At 59.6% G+C, this 15,638-nt stretch carries 17 protein-coding genes; 6 read left to right on the top strand and 11 right to left on the bottom strand.

The genetic code is table 11. The features are described 5' to 3' along the window. The first annotated feature begins 36 nt into the window (after nucleotides 1-36). Entirely contained in the window at nucleotides 37-507 is a 471-nt protein-coding gene (locus tag ACM6G4_RS05420; RefSeq protein ID WP_007993783.1) for an RNA methyltransferase, read from the top strand. Nucleotides 508-586: 79 nt separating this feature from the next. Next, nucleotides 587-964, top strand: a complete 378-nt coding sequence (locus ACM6G4_RS05415) for a DUF2892 domain-containing protein (protein WP_414913209.1) — start codon at nucleotides 587-589, stop codon at nucleotides 962-964. 113 nt (nucleotides 965-1,077) lie between these two features. Here ACM6G4_RS05415 and ACM6G4_RS05410 read toward each other — a convergent pair whose 3' ends face one another. Together ACM6G4_RS05410 and ACM6G4_RS05405 are read right to left on the bottom strand one after the other, a co-directional pair. Continuing rightward, entirely contained in the window at nucleotides 1,078-2,307 is a 1,230-nt protein-coding gene (locus ACM6G4_RS05410) for a hypothetical protein (protein ID WP_414913208.1), read from the bottom strand. Between the two features lie 35 nt (nucleotides 2,308-2,342). Further along, nucleotides 2,343-2,792: a YcgN family cysteine cluster protein gene (locus ACM6G4_RS05405; RefSeq protein ID WP_095945369.1), complete on the bottom strand. Its 450-nt coding sequence runs from the start codon at nucleotides 2,790-2,792 to the stop codon at nucleotides 2,343-2,345. A 164-nt stretch (nucleotides 2,793-2,956) separates the two neighbouring features. Between ACM6G4_RS05405 and ACM6G4_RS05400 the strand changes: the two genes are divergently transcribed. Then, nucleotides 2,957-3,550 carry a nitroreductase family protein gene (locus ACM6G4_RS05400; protein WP_414913207.1) on the top strand — a complete coding sequence of 198 codons (594 nt, stop codon included), beginning with the start codon at nucleotides 2,957-2,959 and terminating at the stop codon, nucleotides 3,548-3,550. 91 nt (nucleotides 3,551-3,641) lie between these two features. Here the strand turns inward: ACM6G4_RS05400 and ACM6G4_RS05395 are convergent, their stop codons facing one another. The 6 genes from ACM6G4_RS05395 to ACM6G4_RS05370 form a co-directional block, all read right to left on the bottom strand. Next, the gene (locus ACM6G4_RS05395) at nucleotides 3,642-4,574 is read right to left on the bottom strand and encodes a D-2-hydroxyacid dehydrogenase (RefSeq protein WP_414913206.1); all 933 of its coding nucleotides are present in this window, start codon (nucleotides 4,572-4,574) and stop codon (nucleotides 3,642-3,644) included. A 121-nt stretch (nucleotides 4,575-4,695) separates the two neighbouring features. Beyond that, nucleotides 4,696-4,989 (bottom strand): YcgL domain-containing protein, encoded by a 294-nt coding sequence (locus tag ACM6G4_RS05390; RefSeq protein WP_056721318.1) that lies wholly within the window; start codon nucleotides 4,987-4,989, stop codon nucleotides 4,696-4,698. Then, the gene (gene rnd, locus ACM6G4_RS05385; RefSeq protein WP_056721316.1) at nucleotides 4,986-6,119 is read right to left on the bottom strand and encodes a ribonuclease D; all 1,134 of its coding nucleotides are present in this window, start codon (nucleotides 6,117-6,119) and stop codon (nucleotides 4,986-4,988) included. The genes ACM6G4_RS05390 and rnd overlap by 4 nt, the downstream gene beginning before the upstream one ends. A gap of 123 nt (nucleotides 6,120-6,242) precedes the next feature. Continuing rightward, nucleotides 6,243-6,893 carry a class I SAM-dependent methyltransferase gene (locus ACM6G4_RS05380; protein WP_056721314.1) on the bottom strand — a complete coding sequence of 217 codons (651 nt, stop codon included), beginning with the start codon at nucleotides 6,891-6,893 and terminating at the stop codon, nucleotides 6,243-6,245. 72 nt (nucleotides 6,894-6,965) lie between these two features. Next, complete coding sequence (locus tag ACM6G4_RS05375) at nucleotides 6,966-8,615, bottom strand: phosphoethanolamine transferase (protein WP_414913205.1); 1,650 nt, start codon at nucleotides 8,613-8,615, stop codon at nucleotides 6,966-6,968. A gap of 190 nt (nucleotides 8,616-8,805) precedes the next feature. Beyond that, nucleotides 8,806-10,188: a glutamine synthetase family protein gene (locus ACM6G4_RS05370; RefSeq protein ID WP_414913204.1), complete on the bottom strand. Its 1,383-nt coding sequence runs from the start codon at nucleotides 10,186-10,188 to the stop codon at nucleotides 8,806-8,808. Between the two features lie 472 nt (nucleotides 10,189-10,660). Between ACM6G4_RS05370 and ACM6G4_RS05365 the strand changes: the two genes are divergently transcribed. From ACM6G4_RS05365 to ACM6G4_RS05355, 3 genes are all read left to right on the top strand, one after another. Further along, the gene (locus tag ACM6G4_RS05365) at nucleotides 10,661-11,845 is read left to right on the top strand and encodes a cyanate transporter (protein WP_414913203.1); all 1,185 of its coding nucleotides are present in this window, start codon (nucleotides 10,661-10,663) and stop codon (nucleotides 11,843-11,845) included. 13 nt (nucleotides 11,846-11,858) lie between these two features. Next, nucleotides 11,859-12,776 carry a DMT family transporter gene (locus tag ACM6G4_RS05360; protein ID WP_223541604.1) on the top strand — a complete coding sequence of 306 codons (918 nt, stop codon included), beginning with the start codon at nucleotides 11,859-11,861 and terminating at the stop codon, nucleotides 12,774-12,776. A 113-nt stretch (nucleotides 12,777-12,889) separates the two neighbouring features. Continuing rightward, complete coding sequence (locus ACM6G4_RS05355; RefSeq protein WP_056721305.1) at nucleotides 12,890-13,828, top strand: LysR family transcriptional regulator; 939 nt, start codon at nucleotides 12,890-12,892, stop codon at nucleotides 13,826-13,828. 3 nt (nucleotides 13,829-13,831) lie between these two features. Here ACM6G4_RS05355 and ACM6G4_RS05350 read toward each other — a convergent pair whose 3' ends face one another. From ACM6G4_RS05350 to ACM6G4_RS05340, 3 genes are all read right to left on the bottom strand, one after another. Continuing rightward, on the bottom strand, nucleotides 13,832-14,197 hold the full coding sequence (locus ACM6G4_RS05350; RefSeq protein WP_414913202.1) for a 5-carboxymethyl-2-hydroxymuconate Delta-isomerase: 366 nt from the start codon (nucleotides 14,195-14,197) through the stop codon (nucleotides 13,832-13,834). A gap of 57 nt (nucleotides 14,198-14,254) precedes the next feature. Beyond that, nucleotides 14,255-15,181, bottom strand: a complete 927-nt coding sequence (locus ACM6G4_RS05345; RefSeq protein WP_056721301.1) for a LysR substrate-binding domain-containing protein — start codon at nucleotides 15,179-15,181, stop codon at nucleotides 14,255-14,257. Nucleotides 15,182-15,317: 136 nt separating this feature from the next. Next, nucleotides 15,318-15,509 carry a YegP family protein gene (locus ACM6G4_RS05340; protein WP_056721298.1) on the bottom strand — a complete coding sequence of 64 codons (192 nt, stop codon included), beginning with the start codon at nucleotides 15,507-15,509 and terminating at the stop codon, nucleotides 15,318-15,320. Nucleotides 15,510-15,638: the final 129 nt, after the last annotated feature.

The following is a 15,638-nucleotide window of genomic DNA, read 5'->3' as shown; positions in this document are numbered from 1 at the left end:
TATAATCGCGCTTTTTTCCCGAAAGGCACCCCGCTCGTGGCAGACAAACGGTACAGCTGCATTGGTTTGTATAACCCCAAATCACCGGAGAACGTCGGTTCGGTGATGCGCGCCGCTGGCTGTTATGGCGTGGCGTCGGTGTTCTACACCGGCAAGCGCTATGAGCGCGCCGCCGATTTCGTCACCGATACCAAGCGCGTGCACTACGACATCCCGCTGATCGGCATCGACGACCTGAAGAAAATCCTGCCCCTCAACTGTGTACCCGTCGCCGTGGAACTGGTCGAGGGCGCCCGCCCGTTGCCGGAATATACCCACCCGGATCGCGCGCTCTACATCTTCGGCCCGGAAGACGGATCGCTGGATAAAGAGATTCGCGACTGGTGCGAAGACGTGGTCTACATTCCGACCACCGGTTGCATGAACCTGGCCGCCACGGTCAACGTCGTGCTCTACGACCGCATGTCCAAGGGGCTCAATACCCGCTCCGGGCCAAAATTCCGCTAATCGCCGCACATCCGATTGAACGAGCTGCCCGCCCCGGCTGTCAGCTTGACTATCGATCCCTGAAGCCTGGAGACAGACCATGAGCGAACTCAAACGCGTCGAGCGTATCGAATCCACCCCGTTCCAGAGCCCTTCCGAGCAGAATGTGCAGGGCTGGGAGCGCATCGGTTCCCTGGCCGGTGGCGTGGTGATGGTGGGCAAGGGGCTGCGACGTGGCGGGATCTTCGGCCTGATCCAGGTAGCCATCGGCGGCGTGGCCCTGGCCCGTGGCATTACCGGCCACAGCTCGGCGAAAAGCCTGCTGGAAAAGGGCCGCCAGGACATGAACAACGTGCGGGCGAAAATCCAGCGGGCGGGGGAAGAACTGAGCCAGTTGAAGGCCAATGCCGAGGCGGCGACCAAAACCGCCACCGTTACCGGCAATGATTCCTTGAGGTCACCGAAGACCGGGGTTTGAATCGGGATTTGCGCTGAAGCCACTGGCCTCTTCGCGAGCAAGCCCGCTCCCACATTGGTTTTGTGTCTGGCACAGATCAAATGTGGGAGCGGGCTTGCTCGCGAATGGTGGTATTACTGAATCAATTCGGTACTGAGCACTTTTGAAGAACCACCGATCACGCTCTCGCTGAGCTGAACAAACGCCTGGGTATCGATAACCCCCTGCCGCATCGCCCCGCGCAGCACATCATCCAGCGACCGCTTGTTGTGGGTTTTCAGGCGAATCTCACGATCCAGCTCCTGCAGCAACACCACCGCCCTGGTCACCTGAACAGTAGTGATCTGATCTCCACGCAGCGTGGTGACTTTCTGGCTGCTCCCGACCAGTTTGCCGTGCAGGCTCTCGTAGCGCTCATCGCTCATGCCGCCGGCCCGGCGCATCAGTTCGATGGCGTAATACTCGGCAAAGCCTTCGCTGATCCAGTCACTGCGCTGGGTGCCTTTGATCCGCCCGAACATCTGGGCCAATTCGCGGACCAGGGCACTGGTGCCGCTTTCGCTGACCAATGGCAGACGGCTGTTGAGGTAGATCGACTCGTGCGCCGACTGGCTGCCGCGCCACATTGGGTCATTGGCCCCGACGATCAGCAGTTTGCCCGGGTGTCGCGGATACAGCGCCTGCACTTGCGGCCAGACGAAGGTCAGCAGCGTCAGCACATCCATACGGCGCATGCCCTGCCCCAGCGGCGAGGCGACGGTGACCTCGGTCTCGCCCAGACGGGTACGGCGGCTGCCGAGCTGGCCAGCGAGCATCCAGCCCGTGGGCCGGTCGAACAGTCGGGAGGGGTTGTCGATACGGAATTTATTCGGGCCGATTCGTGGCCACGCAGTTTCAATGCTTTTCCAGCCACCGGGCAGCTCGAACTCCAGGCGTGCAACCAGTTCGATGCCGTCCTGTTGATCGAGTCTGGCAGCCGGCACCAGATCGTCGCCGCGCATCAACGCCCAGTTTGGCGTCATGCGCGTGTCAAAGCTGCCGTTCTTGCGCCCGTGGCTGATGTTCACGCGGTAGGTCAGGCTGGCCTTGTCGGCAGCCGGATGCCACACACCGCGCGCCGCTTTGCCGGGGGGCATCTGCCATTGGCCGTCAGCCTTGAAATCGCTGTAGTGGCTGCCATCGCCGAGGTCGAAATCCAGGCTGCGTACCGCCGAGCCCTGGGCGAGCGTCAGGCGCACTTCGGCCTGATCGCTCTGGGGCAACAGGCGCACGTGGTAATCCAGATTGACCTTGTTCGCAGCCCATACGGGCGAATTCACGGCCAGTAATCCAACGACCCACGCCTGCCGCCATCCCACAGCCATACACACTCCTTCGTGAAACGTTGAACCTCAGGCAGTCAGCCTGCGCGGAAAATCAGGTGATCTTCCCAGTCATCCTCCGGCACGCTGCCTTCGGCGAGCATGCGCCCGGACTGGGAAATCCGCTCGTGATGAACGGCATCGCGATCACCACACACAAGGTGATGCCACAACGGCAGGTCCTTGCCTTCACTGACCAGGCGATAGCCGCAGGTCGGCGGCAGCCATTTGAATTCGTCGGCCTTGCCCGGCGTGAGCTGGATACAGTCCGGCACGGAGTCACGACGGTTGGGATAGTCCTTGCACTGACAGGTTTTCAGATCCAGCAACTTGCAGGCGATGCGCGTGTAGTAGACGCTGTTGTCGTCTTCGTCTTCAAGCTTTTGCAGGCAGCACAATCCACAGCCGTCGCACAGCGACTCCCATTCCTCCTGATCGAGTTGATCGAGGGTCTTGCGTATCCAGAACGGTTCTACTTTGGCGGCCATGGTTCGAGTATCGACATCAGGTGGTGAAAAGGCCGCCAGTCTAGTGCCCGTAGCCCCTTGGGCCAAGCATTGGCGACTGTCGGTAGAACGGGCTTGTCAGTTTTTGCGCCGCCAAGTAGGGTTTTGCGTTGCTCCCACTTTCAAACGTAGCCAGGAATCTCTTGATGAGTGTCAACCCACGCGTTGCCGATTACGCCATTCACCCTCAGTTCACCGAGCGCTGGTCGCCCCGTGCCTTCACTGGCGAAACGATTCCAGAGCGAACCCTGCTGAGCTTCTTCGAAGCCGCCCGCTGGGCACCCTCGGCCTACAACTCGCAACCCTGGCGTTTCCTTTACGCACGTCGCGACACGCCGAACTGGGAGCGTTACCTGGGCCTGCTGAACGAATTCAACCGCAGCTGGGCTCAACATGCGTCGGCCCTGGTGATCGTGATTTCGAAAACCACCTTCACCGCGCCTGGCGCCACCGAAGAAACCCCGGCCCTGTGGCACACCTTCGACACCGGTTCCGCCTGGGGCCACCTGGCCTTGCAAGCGAGCCTGAGCGGCTGGCACACCCACGGCATGGCCGGCTTCGACCAGGAGCTGACCCGCAAAGAGCTGAACATTCCTGAAGGCTACGCCCTGCACGCGGCCGTCGCGGTGGGCAAGCTGGGGGACAAGGCGAGCCTGGCGGATTACCTGCAAGCCCGTGAAGAGCCAAGCCCGCGTCGTCCGTTGAGTGAGTTGGCGGCTGAAGGTGACTTCACCCTCTAACAGCAAAAGATCGCAGCCTGCGGCAGCTCCTACAGGTGTACACATAACCCTGTAGGAGCTGCCGCAGGCTGCGATCTTTTTTCGTTGCGCCTTAGTACCCGCGATCGAAATCCACTTCCCCGCGCAACGCCTCTCCTGCCTGATACGCCCGCAGGTTCTCGACAAACAGCTTCACCATCATCGCAGGCGAAGTCGGTGCCGAGCTGTGGCCGGTCAGCAACAGGCCCCAGGCCGTCCAGAACGGATGACGCTGGGGCAAGGGCTCCTGACGGCACACGTCGATCACTGCGCCCGCCAGATGACCTTCCTTCAAGGCTTCCACCAGATCCGCATCGACCACCGCCACACCGCGTCCGGCGTTGATGAACAACCCGGTCGGTTTGAATTGCTTGAACAGCGCCGCGTCGTAGATATCGTGGGTTTCCACGGTGTTCGGCAGCAAATTGACCACGTAATCGACTTCGCCGACCAGCCGCGGCAGATCCGCCAGTGAACCGACCTCGATAAACGGTGCCTGCTCCCGCGCCGTGCTGGCAACGCCATACAACTCGACGCCAAACGGCACGAGGAACTGCGCGACACTTTGACCGATATCACCGGTGCCGACGATCAACACCTTGCGTCCCGCCAGGCTCTGGACCTGGCGACTGTCCCACTTGCGCTCGACCTGGCTGACCAGTCGCGCCAGTACTTCACGTTCGTGACCAAGCATATACGTGAGCACGTACTCGGCCATGACCTGGCCGAAGATTCCGACCGCACGGGTCAGCCGATAGTCCCGCGGCAAACCATCGGCCAGCAGCGGCGTGATGCCGGCCCAGGTCGATTGCAGCCATTGCGGTTGATGGCCCTGGCGCAACAGGGTCGCCAGCAAATCAGGCTGGCCGAGCCACACCGGGCAATCGGCGGCCTGGCTGGCCAGTTCGGCGGAATCACCGCTGGTCAGCACCTCCAGATCCGGTGCCGCCTCGCGCAACAGTTGGGCGTACACGGGGTGGTCGTGTTCAGCAATCAGGACGCGCATGCTTCAAACCTTTCAAAAACGGTGCAGACGGCCGCCGACGGAGCAAGTGCTCCGCCGATGCTGCCAATCGCTAAAATCAATCAGTGTTTCATAACCACGCTGAACAGAGTCTGTCTGCCGCTCACATCGGATCGTTGCGACGCAACAATTCTTCCGGCAGGTGCTCGATATACTCGTCTTCGGCAGGTGGCATTTGCAGGTGATATCCCTGTTTTTCGAGGTTATCCAGCACGACCGTGATGTCCTCGCGCGACAGTTTGCGCTCGGGGCTCAGCACCAGGTCGAACGCGTGGATGGCCTTGCCGAAGGCTGCCATCAGGGACTCCGGCACGCGCTCCAGAGCATCGCTCTTGAGCACATACAGGTACATTTCGTTTCTCTTCGAGCTGCGATAGATGGAACAAATACGTTTCAAGGCTGTTCTCCGGCGGTGGCCAGGCTGTCGAGCAGCGCCTGGCCCATCAATTCGCGGCGCCAGCCACGCAGCGAATCAGGCAATTGGTAGGGACCATTGGGGAAGCCACTTTTAAGCAGCGCTTCCAGGGTTTTCTTGCGCAGCATCAGTTCCGGCGCGATGTTCAGGCGCTCGGCTTCGGCCTGGCCTATGGCCTTCATTTGTTTGAGCAACGCAGCAGCATCCACCGGCAACGGCTCCGGCACGGCTGGCGGCCATTGATCAGGCGACACACTGCCAGAGCGCTTGATCAGATCAAGCAGAAACTCGCCGTCCTGACGCACGGTACGCGGGTGCATGTCTTCGATTTTCGCCAGGGCGCCGAGGTTATCCGGTTGCGTACGCGCCAGCGGCCACAACGAATGCTCGCGGATAATCCGGTTGCGCGGCAGATCGCGGACCCGGGCTTCCTTTTCGCGCCAGGCGCAGAGCTCACGCAAAACGGCGAGTTGGGCGCGGGACAGCTTCCAGGCCAGCTTGGCATCGCGATAGACCTCATACGGATCGATCTCGCGGCGCAGGTTGGCCACCAGTTCGGCGCCGTCTTCCAGGACCCAGGCGTATTTTTCGTCAGACAACTTTGGACGCAGCTTTACGAAAACTTCAGCCAAATGCACGGCGTCTTCGGCGGCATAGCTGATCTGGGTTTCGGAAAGCGGACGTTGCAGCCAGTCGGAACGGGTTTCCCCCTTGGGCAGGTCGATGCCGAGCACCTCCTGCACCAATCGCGAATAGCCCATGGAAAAACCGAGGTTCAGGTAAGCGGCAGCCAGCTGCGTATCGAACAGCGGCGCCGGCAGGCTGCCGGTCAGGCGTAGCAGGACTTCGAGGTCTTCGCTGCACGCGTGGACAACCTTGAGCACCGCCGGGTTTTCCAGCAACGCGGCCAATGGCTGCCAGTTGTCGATGGTCAGCGGGTCGATCAGATAGGCGCGAACGCCATCACCGATCTGCAGCAGGCCGGCGATTGGGTAGAAGGTGTCGACCCGCATGAATTCGGTGTCGAGGGCAACGAATGGCAACTGCTGCCACTCGGCGCACAACCGTCCGAGGCTATCGTTGTCGCGAATCCAGTGAATATCGATGGCCACACGGCTCTCCCTTGAAGAATGGCGCGCAGTATATATCGCCCCCGGCGATTTCCGCGCATCCACTGAACAAGAGCGTTAGCGAAAATTACTGCGTGACATAAAGAATAGTCCTACAAAGCCGAGCTAGCTGGTCTTACCCAGCACGTAGACCCGCATGCGCGCGCATCCGGGGAAAAAGTCCTGATGGCTGAGCAAACGGAAACCCGCCTGCCTGAACTCGCTTTCCACCTCGGTCTTGCTCGGTAACGGCCCTTCCACACCCGAACGCGCGCCCTTGAAAAGACCGTCGAGGCGCACCGCGACAATCACCGTATCGCGACTGACCCGGTAAAACTCGCCCAGCATCGCCAGACGATGTTGCGGGTTATGGAGGTGCTGGAACAGTTGCATGCAAAAAATGCAGTCAACCGCGTTCTCCGACAAGCCAATCGAGAACGCGGAGCTTTGGAAGGTCTTGACCCGCTTCAACAGGCTCTGCGAATGATGTGTCCGGGCATGATCGAGGATGTCCTGGGACGGATCCGTCGCGAGGATCACCCGATTCGCGTGCTCGGCCAGCACTGGCCAAAACCGCCCCACACCACAAGCCACATCAAGGATCAAGCCAGGCTCGCCAGCGACCTTGAGTGCATTGTGCACCAGGCGCTCCTCACGCCAGAGCGCCAGACGCCCGCCCAGATCCGGTGCTTGCGGCCGGAGGCAGACGCGCGCGTGCTCCTGGTCGTAGCGCCGGGCGATCTCAAGCTCGATGGCGGATGGGGGCTGAGCGGACATGTGCAATGGCTCTTGGTAAAAGTTCTACTGACCGCAGGTCGGCGGCCGCCGCGAGAAACAGAATGGGAGTGCTCAATCCTTGGCCAACACGCCGTCGGTCACTGGACCACGACATCCTGCAAACATGTCCAGATCCTGGTTGTAGACCTTGCTGTTGACCTCCAGCAGCCCAAGCATCGAATGGAACAGGTTGTCCTGGCTCAGGGATTTTTCACGGCTCTGTTGCAAGCAGCGGGTATCTACCGCAAACGATTTTTTATAGCTGTCGGAGAACCAGGCAAACATGGCTACATGCTTTTGCTGCTCCGGTGCCAGCATGTAAGGCGTGCCGTGGAGGAACAAGTTGTACTCACCCAGGGACTCGCCGTGGTCCGACAGATACAGCATCGCGGTATCCACTTTGTCCTGGTTGTTGCGCAGCAGATCAATCAAGGTCGACAGCACATGGTCGGTATAGACCAGGGTGTTGTCGTAGCCGTTGACGATACTTTCGCGACTGCAATTGTTCAGGGCATTACTCTCGCAAACCGGGGTGAAGCGCTCGAACTCTTTCGGGTAACGCTTGAAGTACTCCGGACCGTGGCTGCCCATCTGGTGCAAGACCAGTACCGTGTCCTTGTCCAGGGTATCGATGAAATGCTGCAGCCCTTGCAGCAGGATTTCGTCGCGGCATTCACTGTTGGCGCACAGCGCCGGATCTTTCAGACTGCTGACGTCCTGAAGGGTGACGCGATCGCACGTACCTTTGCAGCCAGACTGGTTGTCACGCCAGATCACGTCGATACCCGCGTGCTTGAGCACGTCCAGCAGACCTTCTTCGTTCTTTGCCTTGCTGGCGTTGTAGTCCTTGCGCCCCATGTTGGAGAACATGCAAGGCACCGATACGGCAGTTTCAGTACCGCAGGAATGCACGTCGGTGAAAGCGATCAGGCCATCTTCCTTACTCAGTTTCGGAGTGGTGTCACGGTTGTAGCCAAGGATGCCGAAGTTTTCCGCCCGGGCACTTTCACCCACGACAAGCACCGTCAGGGATTTGCGCCCGTGAGTTTGCCAGGCCGGATTGCGCCGGGCATCTTCACCGAGCTTCACAAAAGGTTGATGTGCAGACGCGACCTGCTCACGCAAGAAACCAGCCGAGGCACCAATGTAATTGCTTGGCACCACCATCAGGCGCAACTCGTGGTGATTGCGAAACAGCGAAGACAGGCCTTGATAGTTAACCAGTGCAACACCACCAATGACCGCTGCCGAGGCAAACGCCACCAGAACTTTACTGAGTAGTTCACGGTGCCAACGACGATAATTAATCGGCATCTTCCACAACAGCCAGGACGGTAAAACGCCGAGCAGAAGAATATAAACAAATAATTTTAGCGACAGTAAGTCACGCACTTCCGTGGCATTGGTTTCAGCGAAGTTACGCAACATGCCGGTGTCGATCAGAACACCATACTGGCTCATGAAATACGCCGCACCAGCGCTGGTCATGAACAGCAGGGTCAGGACCGGCTTGAGCAGCGGCCGGAATGCCAGCAGGGTCAGCACAATGTTGAAAGCCGCAAAGATCATCACCCCGAAGGCCACGCGCATGACGATGCCTTTGCCATCGGACGCGGTGATTTCGAACAGGTGTTGCCAGAGTACATAATTGAAGCCAACTAACAAAAATGCACTGGCAATCAGCGTCACCCATTCGGGGCGCACGGATTTAATCTTAAGCATGAGTTTCGGCGGGTCCTGAAAAAAGGTGTCTCCGGCAAATGTGAAAATTTCATTTACCGAGACAGCCCTGATTTTAGGTAGCCAACCATCAATTTTTTGTGAAAAATAAGCCAACAATTAGTTGGCTTATTTATCCCGCCTTACACTTACAGAGCATTTGAGAATGGTTCAGCCCTGATTCAGATCCGACTCAGGCCTGGTGCAAATACCAGCGCCAGTCCTGCTCACCGACCTCCCCCATGAATTGACGATATTCAGCGCGCTTCACCGCAAGGTAGACGCCGAGGAATTCGCCGCCGAAGGCTTCCCTGGCCCAACTTGAACCCTCCAGCGATCGCAAGGTGGTCAGCCAGTCTGTCGGCAACAGTTTCGCAGCCTGGGCATAGCCATTGCCTTCCACCGGCGCACCGGGATCGAGCTGTTCGCGGATACCGCGATGAATACCGGCCAGAATCGCTGCGGCCGCCAGATAGGGGTTGGCATCTGCGCCACAGATTCGGTGTTCGATGTGCCGGGAATACGCCGGCCCGCCAGGTACGCGCAGGCTCACGGTGCGATTGTCCACGCCCCAGGTGGCCGCCAGGGGCGCATAGCTATTGGCCTGGAATCGACGGTATGAGTTGGCGTTGGGGCAGAACAGCAACAGCGAATCGAGCAAGGTACTGAGCATGCCGGCGACGGCCTGCTTGAGCAGTGGCGTTCCATCCGGGGCCTGGCTGGCGAAGAGGTTGTTACCGTCCTTGTCCGCCAGGCTCACGTGCATGTGCATCCCGGTGCCGGCCAGGTCATCGAAAGGCTTGGCCATGAAGCAGGCTGTCATGCCGTGCTTGTGCGCCACCCCCTTGACCAGACGCTTGTAGCGCACCGCCTCATCCATCGCCTGTAGCGCGTCGGAGCGGTGCTCAAGGGTGATTTCCACTTGCCCCGGCGCGTATTCGGAAATGGCCGTGCGCGCCGGAATCCCCTGGAGCTTGCAGGCGCTGTAGAGATCGGCCAGGAATGGTTCGATCTGTTCAAGCTCGCGCAACCCATAGACCTGGGTACCGTGCGGACGCCCGCCATCGACATCCCGTGCCGGTTGAGGTCGGCCATTGCTGTCGCGTTGCTGATCGAGCAGGTAGAACTCCAGTTCCGCTGCCATGACCGGGTAATAACCGTCGGCCTGCAAACCCTCGATGACTTTGGCCAGCAAATGACGAGGATCGGCAATGGTGGCGGGCATTCCCTCCGTCGGGTGCATGCTGACCTGCACGGCTGCGGTTGGTATCAGACGCCACGGCATACGCGTGAGGCTGCCGCTGACCGGGTAGGCCCGGCAGTCGATATCACCGACGTCCCAGACCAGCCCGGAGTTTTCCACGTCGTCGCCGTTGATGGTCAAGCCGAGGATGGTGCTCGGCAATGGCCGCCCGCTTTCATACACCGCCAACAACTCGTCACGATGGAGCAACTTGCCCCGTGGCACACCGTTGTTGTCGAGGATGAACAGCTCGAACATTTCAATGTCCGGGTTCTGCTCCAGAAAGGTCAGGGCTTCTTGTCGGGTGGCAAACGAGGTCGTGGCACAACTCATGGGAACTCTCTTTTTCCGTGTCAGACGGGCACCCAAAAGCACCCGCACGTTAATCCCGCCATCGAGCGGAATATGTAGGAACAATCAGCGGAAAAAGCAGGAATCCGGCGGGCGCGCATGGCGGCAATGCCACAGCGCCCAGAAAGCCAGTTCAGACGGAAGTGCAGAGAGGTTTGGCGCGGTGGCGGGCGTGAATCGACGACCAAGGCTCGACGCCCGAGCGTCGATGGATGCCTTGAGGTGGATTGCGACTGGCCAACCGTCCATAGAGAGAACCGCAGAAAACAGATGACCCGCAGCGTCACACGACAGCTTAAGTCGTTAAATCAGGATTTGAAGAACCTTGGATATCGTCTGGCTAAACATTTAGCTGCGACATGTATTTAATTTCTAAATACTTCGCCGGAATTTCTGATTTGCCGCCTCCAGGCCACGCGCGCCTAATCGGAACCCTATTGTTCTAGGTCCGATCATGGAAAACACCCGAGCCACTTCCCGCCCTGCCCTCTGGCTCATGTTCAGCATTGTCCTGGTTGCCCTGAACCTGCGCCCTTCCATGGCGGCTGTCGGGCCTCTGCTGTCGGCGATTCGCGACGACATTGCGCTGAGCTTCAGCCAGGCTTCCCTGCTGACCATGTTGCCGGTGACGGCCATGGGACTGGCGATGTTTGTAGGCCTGCGCGTCAGCCAGCGATTCGGCGAGCAGCGCACGGTGGTGTTCTCGTTGCTGATCATCGGCGCGGCCACATTTTCGCGGTTGTTCCTTGATTCAGCCGCGCAGTTGCTCCTCAGCGCAGTGCTGGCAGGTATCGGGATCGCCTTGATCCAGGCCCTGATGCCGGCGCTGATCAAATCCCGCTTCAGCGACCACGTTGCCCTGTGCATGGGACTCTACGTCACGTCGATCATGGGCGGTGCCGCCATGGGTGCTTCCTTTGCGCCGCTGGTGATGGAGCGTACCGGCAGCTGGCGTATGGGCCTGGCGATCTGGGCCGTTCTCCCCGTGCTGGCGTTGCTCTTCTGGCGTAGGCAAAGCGCGGGGATGCCGACACTGGACTCGAGGGCATGCAGTAAAGGTTCGTACTTCGCCAATTCCCGCGCGTGGTTACTCGCTATTTTCTTCGGCCTGGGCACTGCGTCCTACACCTGTGTTCTGGCCTGGCTGGCGCCGTACTACGTGGAAAAGGGCTGGAGCGAACAGCATGCCGGATTGCTGCTCGGGTTTCTGACTGCCATGGAAGTGCTGTCGGGCCTGCTGACGCCCGTCATCGCCAACCGCAGCCGCGACCGCCGCGTCGTGCTGATGGTGCTGCTGACACTGATCATCGCCGGTTTCTGCGGACTGATTCTGAGCCCACGGCATTTGAGCCTGATATGGCCATGCCTGCTGGGGCTGGGCATTGGCGGCCTGTTCCCGATGAGCCTGATCGTATCGCTGGATCACCTGGACAATCCCGTGCGTGCCGGTGGCCTGACGGCATTCGTGCAAGGCATCGGCTACTTGATCGCCGGCCTGTCGCCGTTGCTGGCGGGGATCATCCGCGACCGGCTCGGCAGTTTTGAATGGGCCTGGTGGTCGCTGACGGCGGTCATGGCGCTGATGATGCTGATGGTTTTGCGCTTCAACCCAAGGCACTACAGTCGCCACATCCATTGATCCGGAGCCTGCCATGAAAACCACCGGTTTTGCCGGCGCTCACGCCAGTATGCTGCTTTGGGCCTTGTTGATCGCCGCATCGTTTTCCGCGGCGGCGCAAGTCAGCCAGGCCATCGACCCGATCCTGCTGACCGGTTTGCGCCTGCTGTTTTGCGCCTTGGTGTTTCTGCCACTGTTACTGCTCAAAAGCGATGCCGTCATGACCGCCCGCGCGCTGTTCGGTCACGCGGTGCTCGGCCTGCTGCTGGCGCTGTACTTCGGTTCGCTGTTCGAAGCACTGCGCTACACCTCGGCCGTCAATACCGGGACGATGTTCACGCTGGTACCACTGATGACCCTGGGTTTCGAAGCCGTGTTGGCACCTGACAGCCGTCTGAAACGACGGATTGTGCCGATGCTGCTCGCCGCCGCTGGGGCAGTTTTGTTGATCATGAAAGGCACCGGCCCCAGCGAGTTGCCATCGCCCTATGCATTGACGGTGTACGGCATCGGTTGCCTGGCGATGGCGCTCTATGCCCCCCTCAGCCAGCGCCTGAAAGCCGATAGCCTCAAGGGACGCGGGCCGGTGCCCTTGACGTTCTGGAACATGCTGTTCGGTGCGCTGTTTCTGCTGGTGTTCTGTGGATTGAGTGGCGGTTGGCGCTCGGCATCACTACTGACGCTCAACGATTTCTATTGGCTGATGTACCTGGCGGTGTTCGCCACTCTGGCGACGTTCTGGCTACTGCACCGGGCCATCGGCGTGATCGCACCGTCCTCGGTAATTTCCTACATCTACGTGAGTACGCTGTTCATCACCTTGTTTCACTGGCTATGGGGGCGCCAGATGCCGCTGCCGCTGGAAATGGCCGGCGCGGTGCTGGTGGGTCTCGGCATGCTCGCGCTGTTGATGTCCAGCCGCCGCGCCGTGTCGGCGATGGTCCAGGGCTGACAGGGTCTTGGGCGAAACGTCCTGCAAGGCGTTTTCCCTGCTCGCTCATTCCGCTAGGATGATTCACCCACCTTGCACACGGTCAGCGCAAGGGACGTAGCGAGACGCCATGGATGCTGAACAGTAATTCGCTTAGAAAACTCGACATGCAGGACCTCATGGTGTTCGTCGCCGTGTATGAGCAGAACAGCGTCACAGCCGTATCCGAGACGCTTTGCGTCAGCCAGTCCACGGTAAGCTACTGCCTGAAAAAAATGCGCACCGGCTTCGAGGACGAACTGTTCATCAATACCCGTACCGATGGCATGCAGCCCACCGGCAAGGCCAGCGCGATGTACCCTCACGTGCTGAAAATCCTCGAAAGCATCAATCTGTGTCACGCAGGCTTACCCACATTCGATCCGGGCCTGCAACCCGTGACCTTCAATATCTGCGCACCGGAATACTTCGAGCAACTGATCCTGCCGCGCCTGTTGAAAACCTTCGACCTCGCCGATCTTCCGGTGATGGTCAATGTGTTCAAACTCCAGGCCGATATCCCAGCCGAAGCGTTGCGCGAAGGCAGCCTCGACCTGGTGATGTGCTTCGGCCCGAACTTTCATCGCAGTCACGTTGACTTCAAATCGCAGACGCTGCTCGATGATGATCTGGTGTGTGTTTTCGACAAGCACGCCACACCGACGGAACCACGCCTGAGCCTGCAAACCTATGTCGAACGTCGACATGTGTTCCCGACACCCTGGACGTCCGCCACCAACATGGTCGACGGCTGGCTCGCGCAGCAGGCACAACAGCGCCAGATCGTCGCACGCGCCAATAGCTACAGTGCAGCGCTGAAGCTGATTACCGGCACCGACTATGCCCTGACCCTGCCCCGGCGTATCCAGCGATTGCTGGCCAGTGCAGACACCTTCAATCACTGTGAAGCGCCCGAAGGCTTGCCGGGTTTCAGCCTCGACATGCAGTGGAACCAAAGTGTCGATCAGGACAGCGCCAACATTTGGCTGCGAGCGCAAATGATCCGGGCCTGCGTCGAGCAGGAAACGGCCTGATACTCAGTTGTTGATGGCGGTCTTGCTGTAGGAGTCGCGATCGATGTCGAGAATTTCCACGCACAACTGGACCTCAATGCTGCTCGGCCACTCACACAGGTCCTGCACTACCGCCAACAGGCTTTCAGACAGCTGTTTCTTGATCTCTGAGGAACGACCACTCAACAGCGCCAGTTTCACATGCACGAACGCCCGCTCAGCCAGTGCCGTGCCGACCTTGAACGTCTCGACCTTGACCGCGCGGCTCTTGATGTCGAATTCGGCAGCAAACTGACCGGAACCCACCAACGTATTGTTCAACCGCATCAATGCCACATCGGCATTCAGATCAGTCAGGTTGGCGGTGTATTCCATGTGCAGGTGAGGCATGAGTCAGTTCCTGTAAGTGGGTGGAAAGGTCGTACATATAGCACAGCGCCGCCCTGTTCATTCGGGCAGCGGCAAAACGGCACGCTCACTCATGAACGCTTCCAGGCGCGAGCGCAACCAGCGTTCGGCGGGGTCGGTATCGACATGACTGAGCCAGACCATGGACAGGTCCAGGGTGGGTGTCTGGATGGGAAAGGGTTCCTTGAACAGCACTCCCGATGCAGCCATCGCCTCGGCGGTGTAGTCCGGCAGGCTGGCAATCAGGTCTGTCCCGGCAAGCAGGGCCGGCAAAGAACTGTATTGCGGGACCGAGAGCACCACCTGGCGCGTTCGGCCGATGTCCGCCAGCCACTCGTCGGCGTAGCCACTGACGTTGGCGGTATGGGACACCAGCACGTGCGGCCGGGCGCAATATTCATCGAGGGTCAGCGGTGTGTCGGAGGCATCGGCGCGCAAAATGCTGGGCTGGATGTGCCGCAGCAACTTGCGCTTGGCATTGGCCGGCAAGCCACGGGTCTGGCTGATACCCACCGTGATATCGCCGGACGCCAGCAAATCGGGAATCCGCCAGTAATCGACATGCTGCACCACAAATACCACGTTGGGCGCTTCCTGGCGCAGCGCTCGCAGCAATGGCGGCAACAGGCCGAACTCGACATCGTCGGACAACCCGATGCGGAACGACATCGTGCTGCTGGCCGGGTCAAAATCATGGGTCAGGCTCAAGGCCACGGACAACGAATCCAGCGCCGGCGACAGGTGCCTGATGATTTCTTCGGCCCTTGCCGTCGGCTCCATGCGATGGCCAACACGTATGAACAGCGGGTCATTGAACATCGCACGCAAGCGGTTGAGCGCGGAACTGATGGTCGGCTGACCGAGAAACAGCTTCTCCGCCACCCGAGTGACATTGCGCTCGAGCATCAGCGTTTCGAATACCACCATCAGGTTGATATCCGCCTTGCGAAGTTCGTTGCGATTCATCCACTGCCCCCCGATCCCTAAATCTGCAGACAGTTTAGGTAGCGGATGCGACTGCCGTCTATCCGACTCAGGTCCAACAGCCTGACGCAGGTTGAAAACGAAGCTGCCCTGAACGAGCAGCTTCATCCTCCTCAAACTAGATTTCCTTGATCGGGGTCTGCTCGCAGGTCCCCTTGATCAAACTGATTGCATGCAGGCAATCGGCCTTGTTGACGTACGCCTCCCCGCTGGCAATCGTTTCATGATTCCCTGCCCTCAACCGCCAACGCCATTGGCCCTTGCCAGTCAGGACAGTGCCGCGGATTTGTCTGTAAATCTCAAAATACATTGCTCGCTCCTTGCGATTGCTGGTGACCGCAGATCGGTGATCTGCGGTCACCAGAGTAAAGGAGGCGCTTCCAGGGCGATTACTTGCAATGTCAGGGGATATTTCGCACAGGTGACCCTGAACAGCTGC

It is taken from the genome of Pseudomonas sp. IT-P258, assembly GCF_949767825.1.
In the GTDB taxonomy this organism is placed as follows: Bacteria; Pseudomonadota; Gammaproteobacteria; order Pseudomonadales; family Pseudomonadaceae; genus Aquipseudomonas; species Aquipseudomonas monachiensis.
This window is presented reverse-complemented; position numbering and strand designations above follow the sequence as displayed.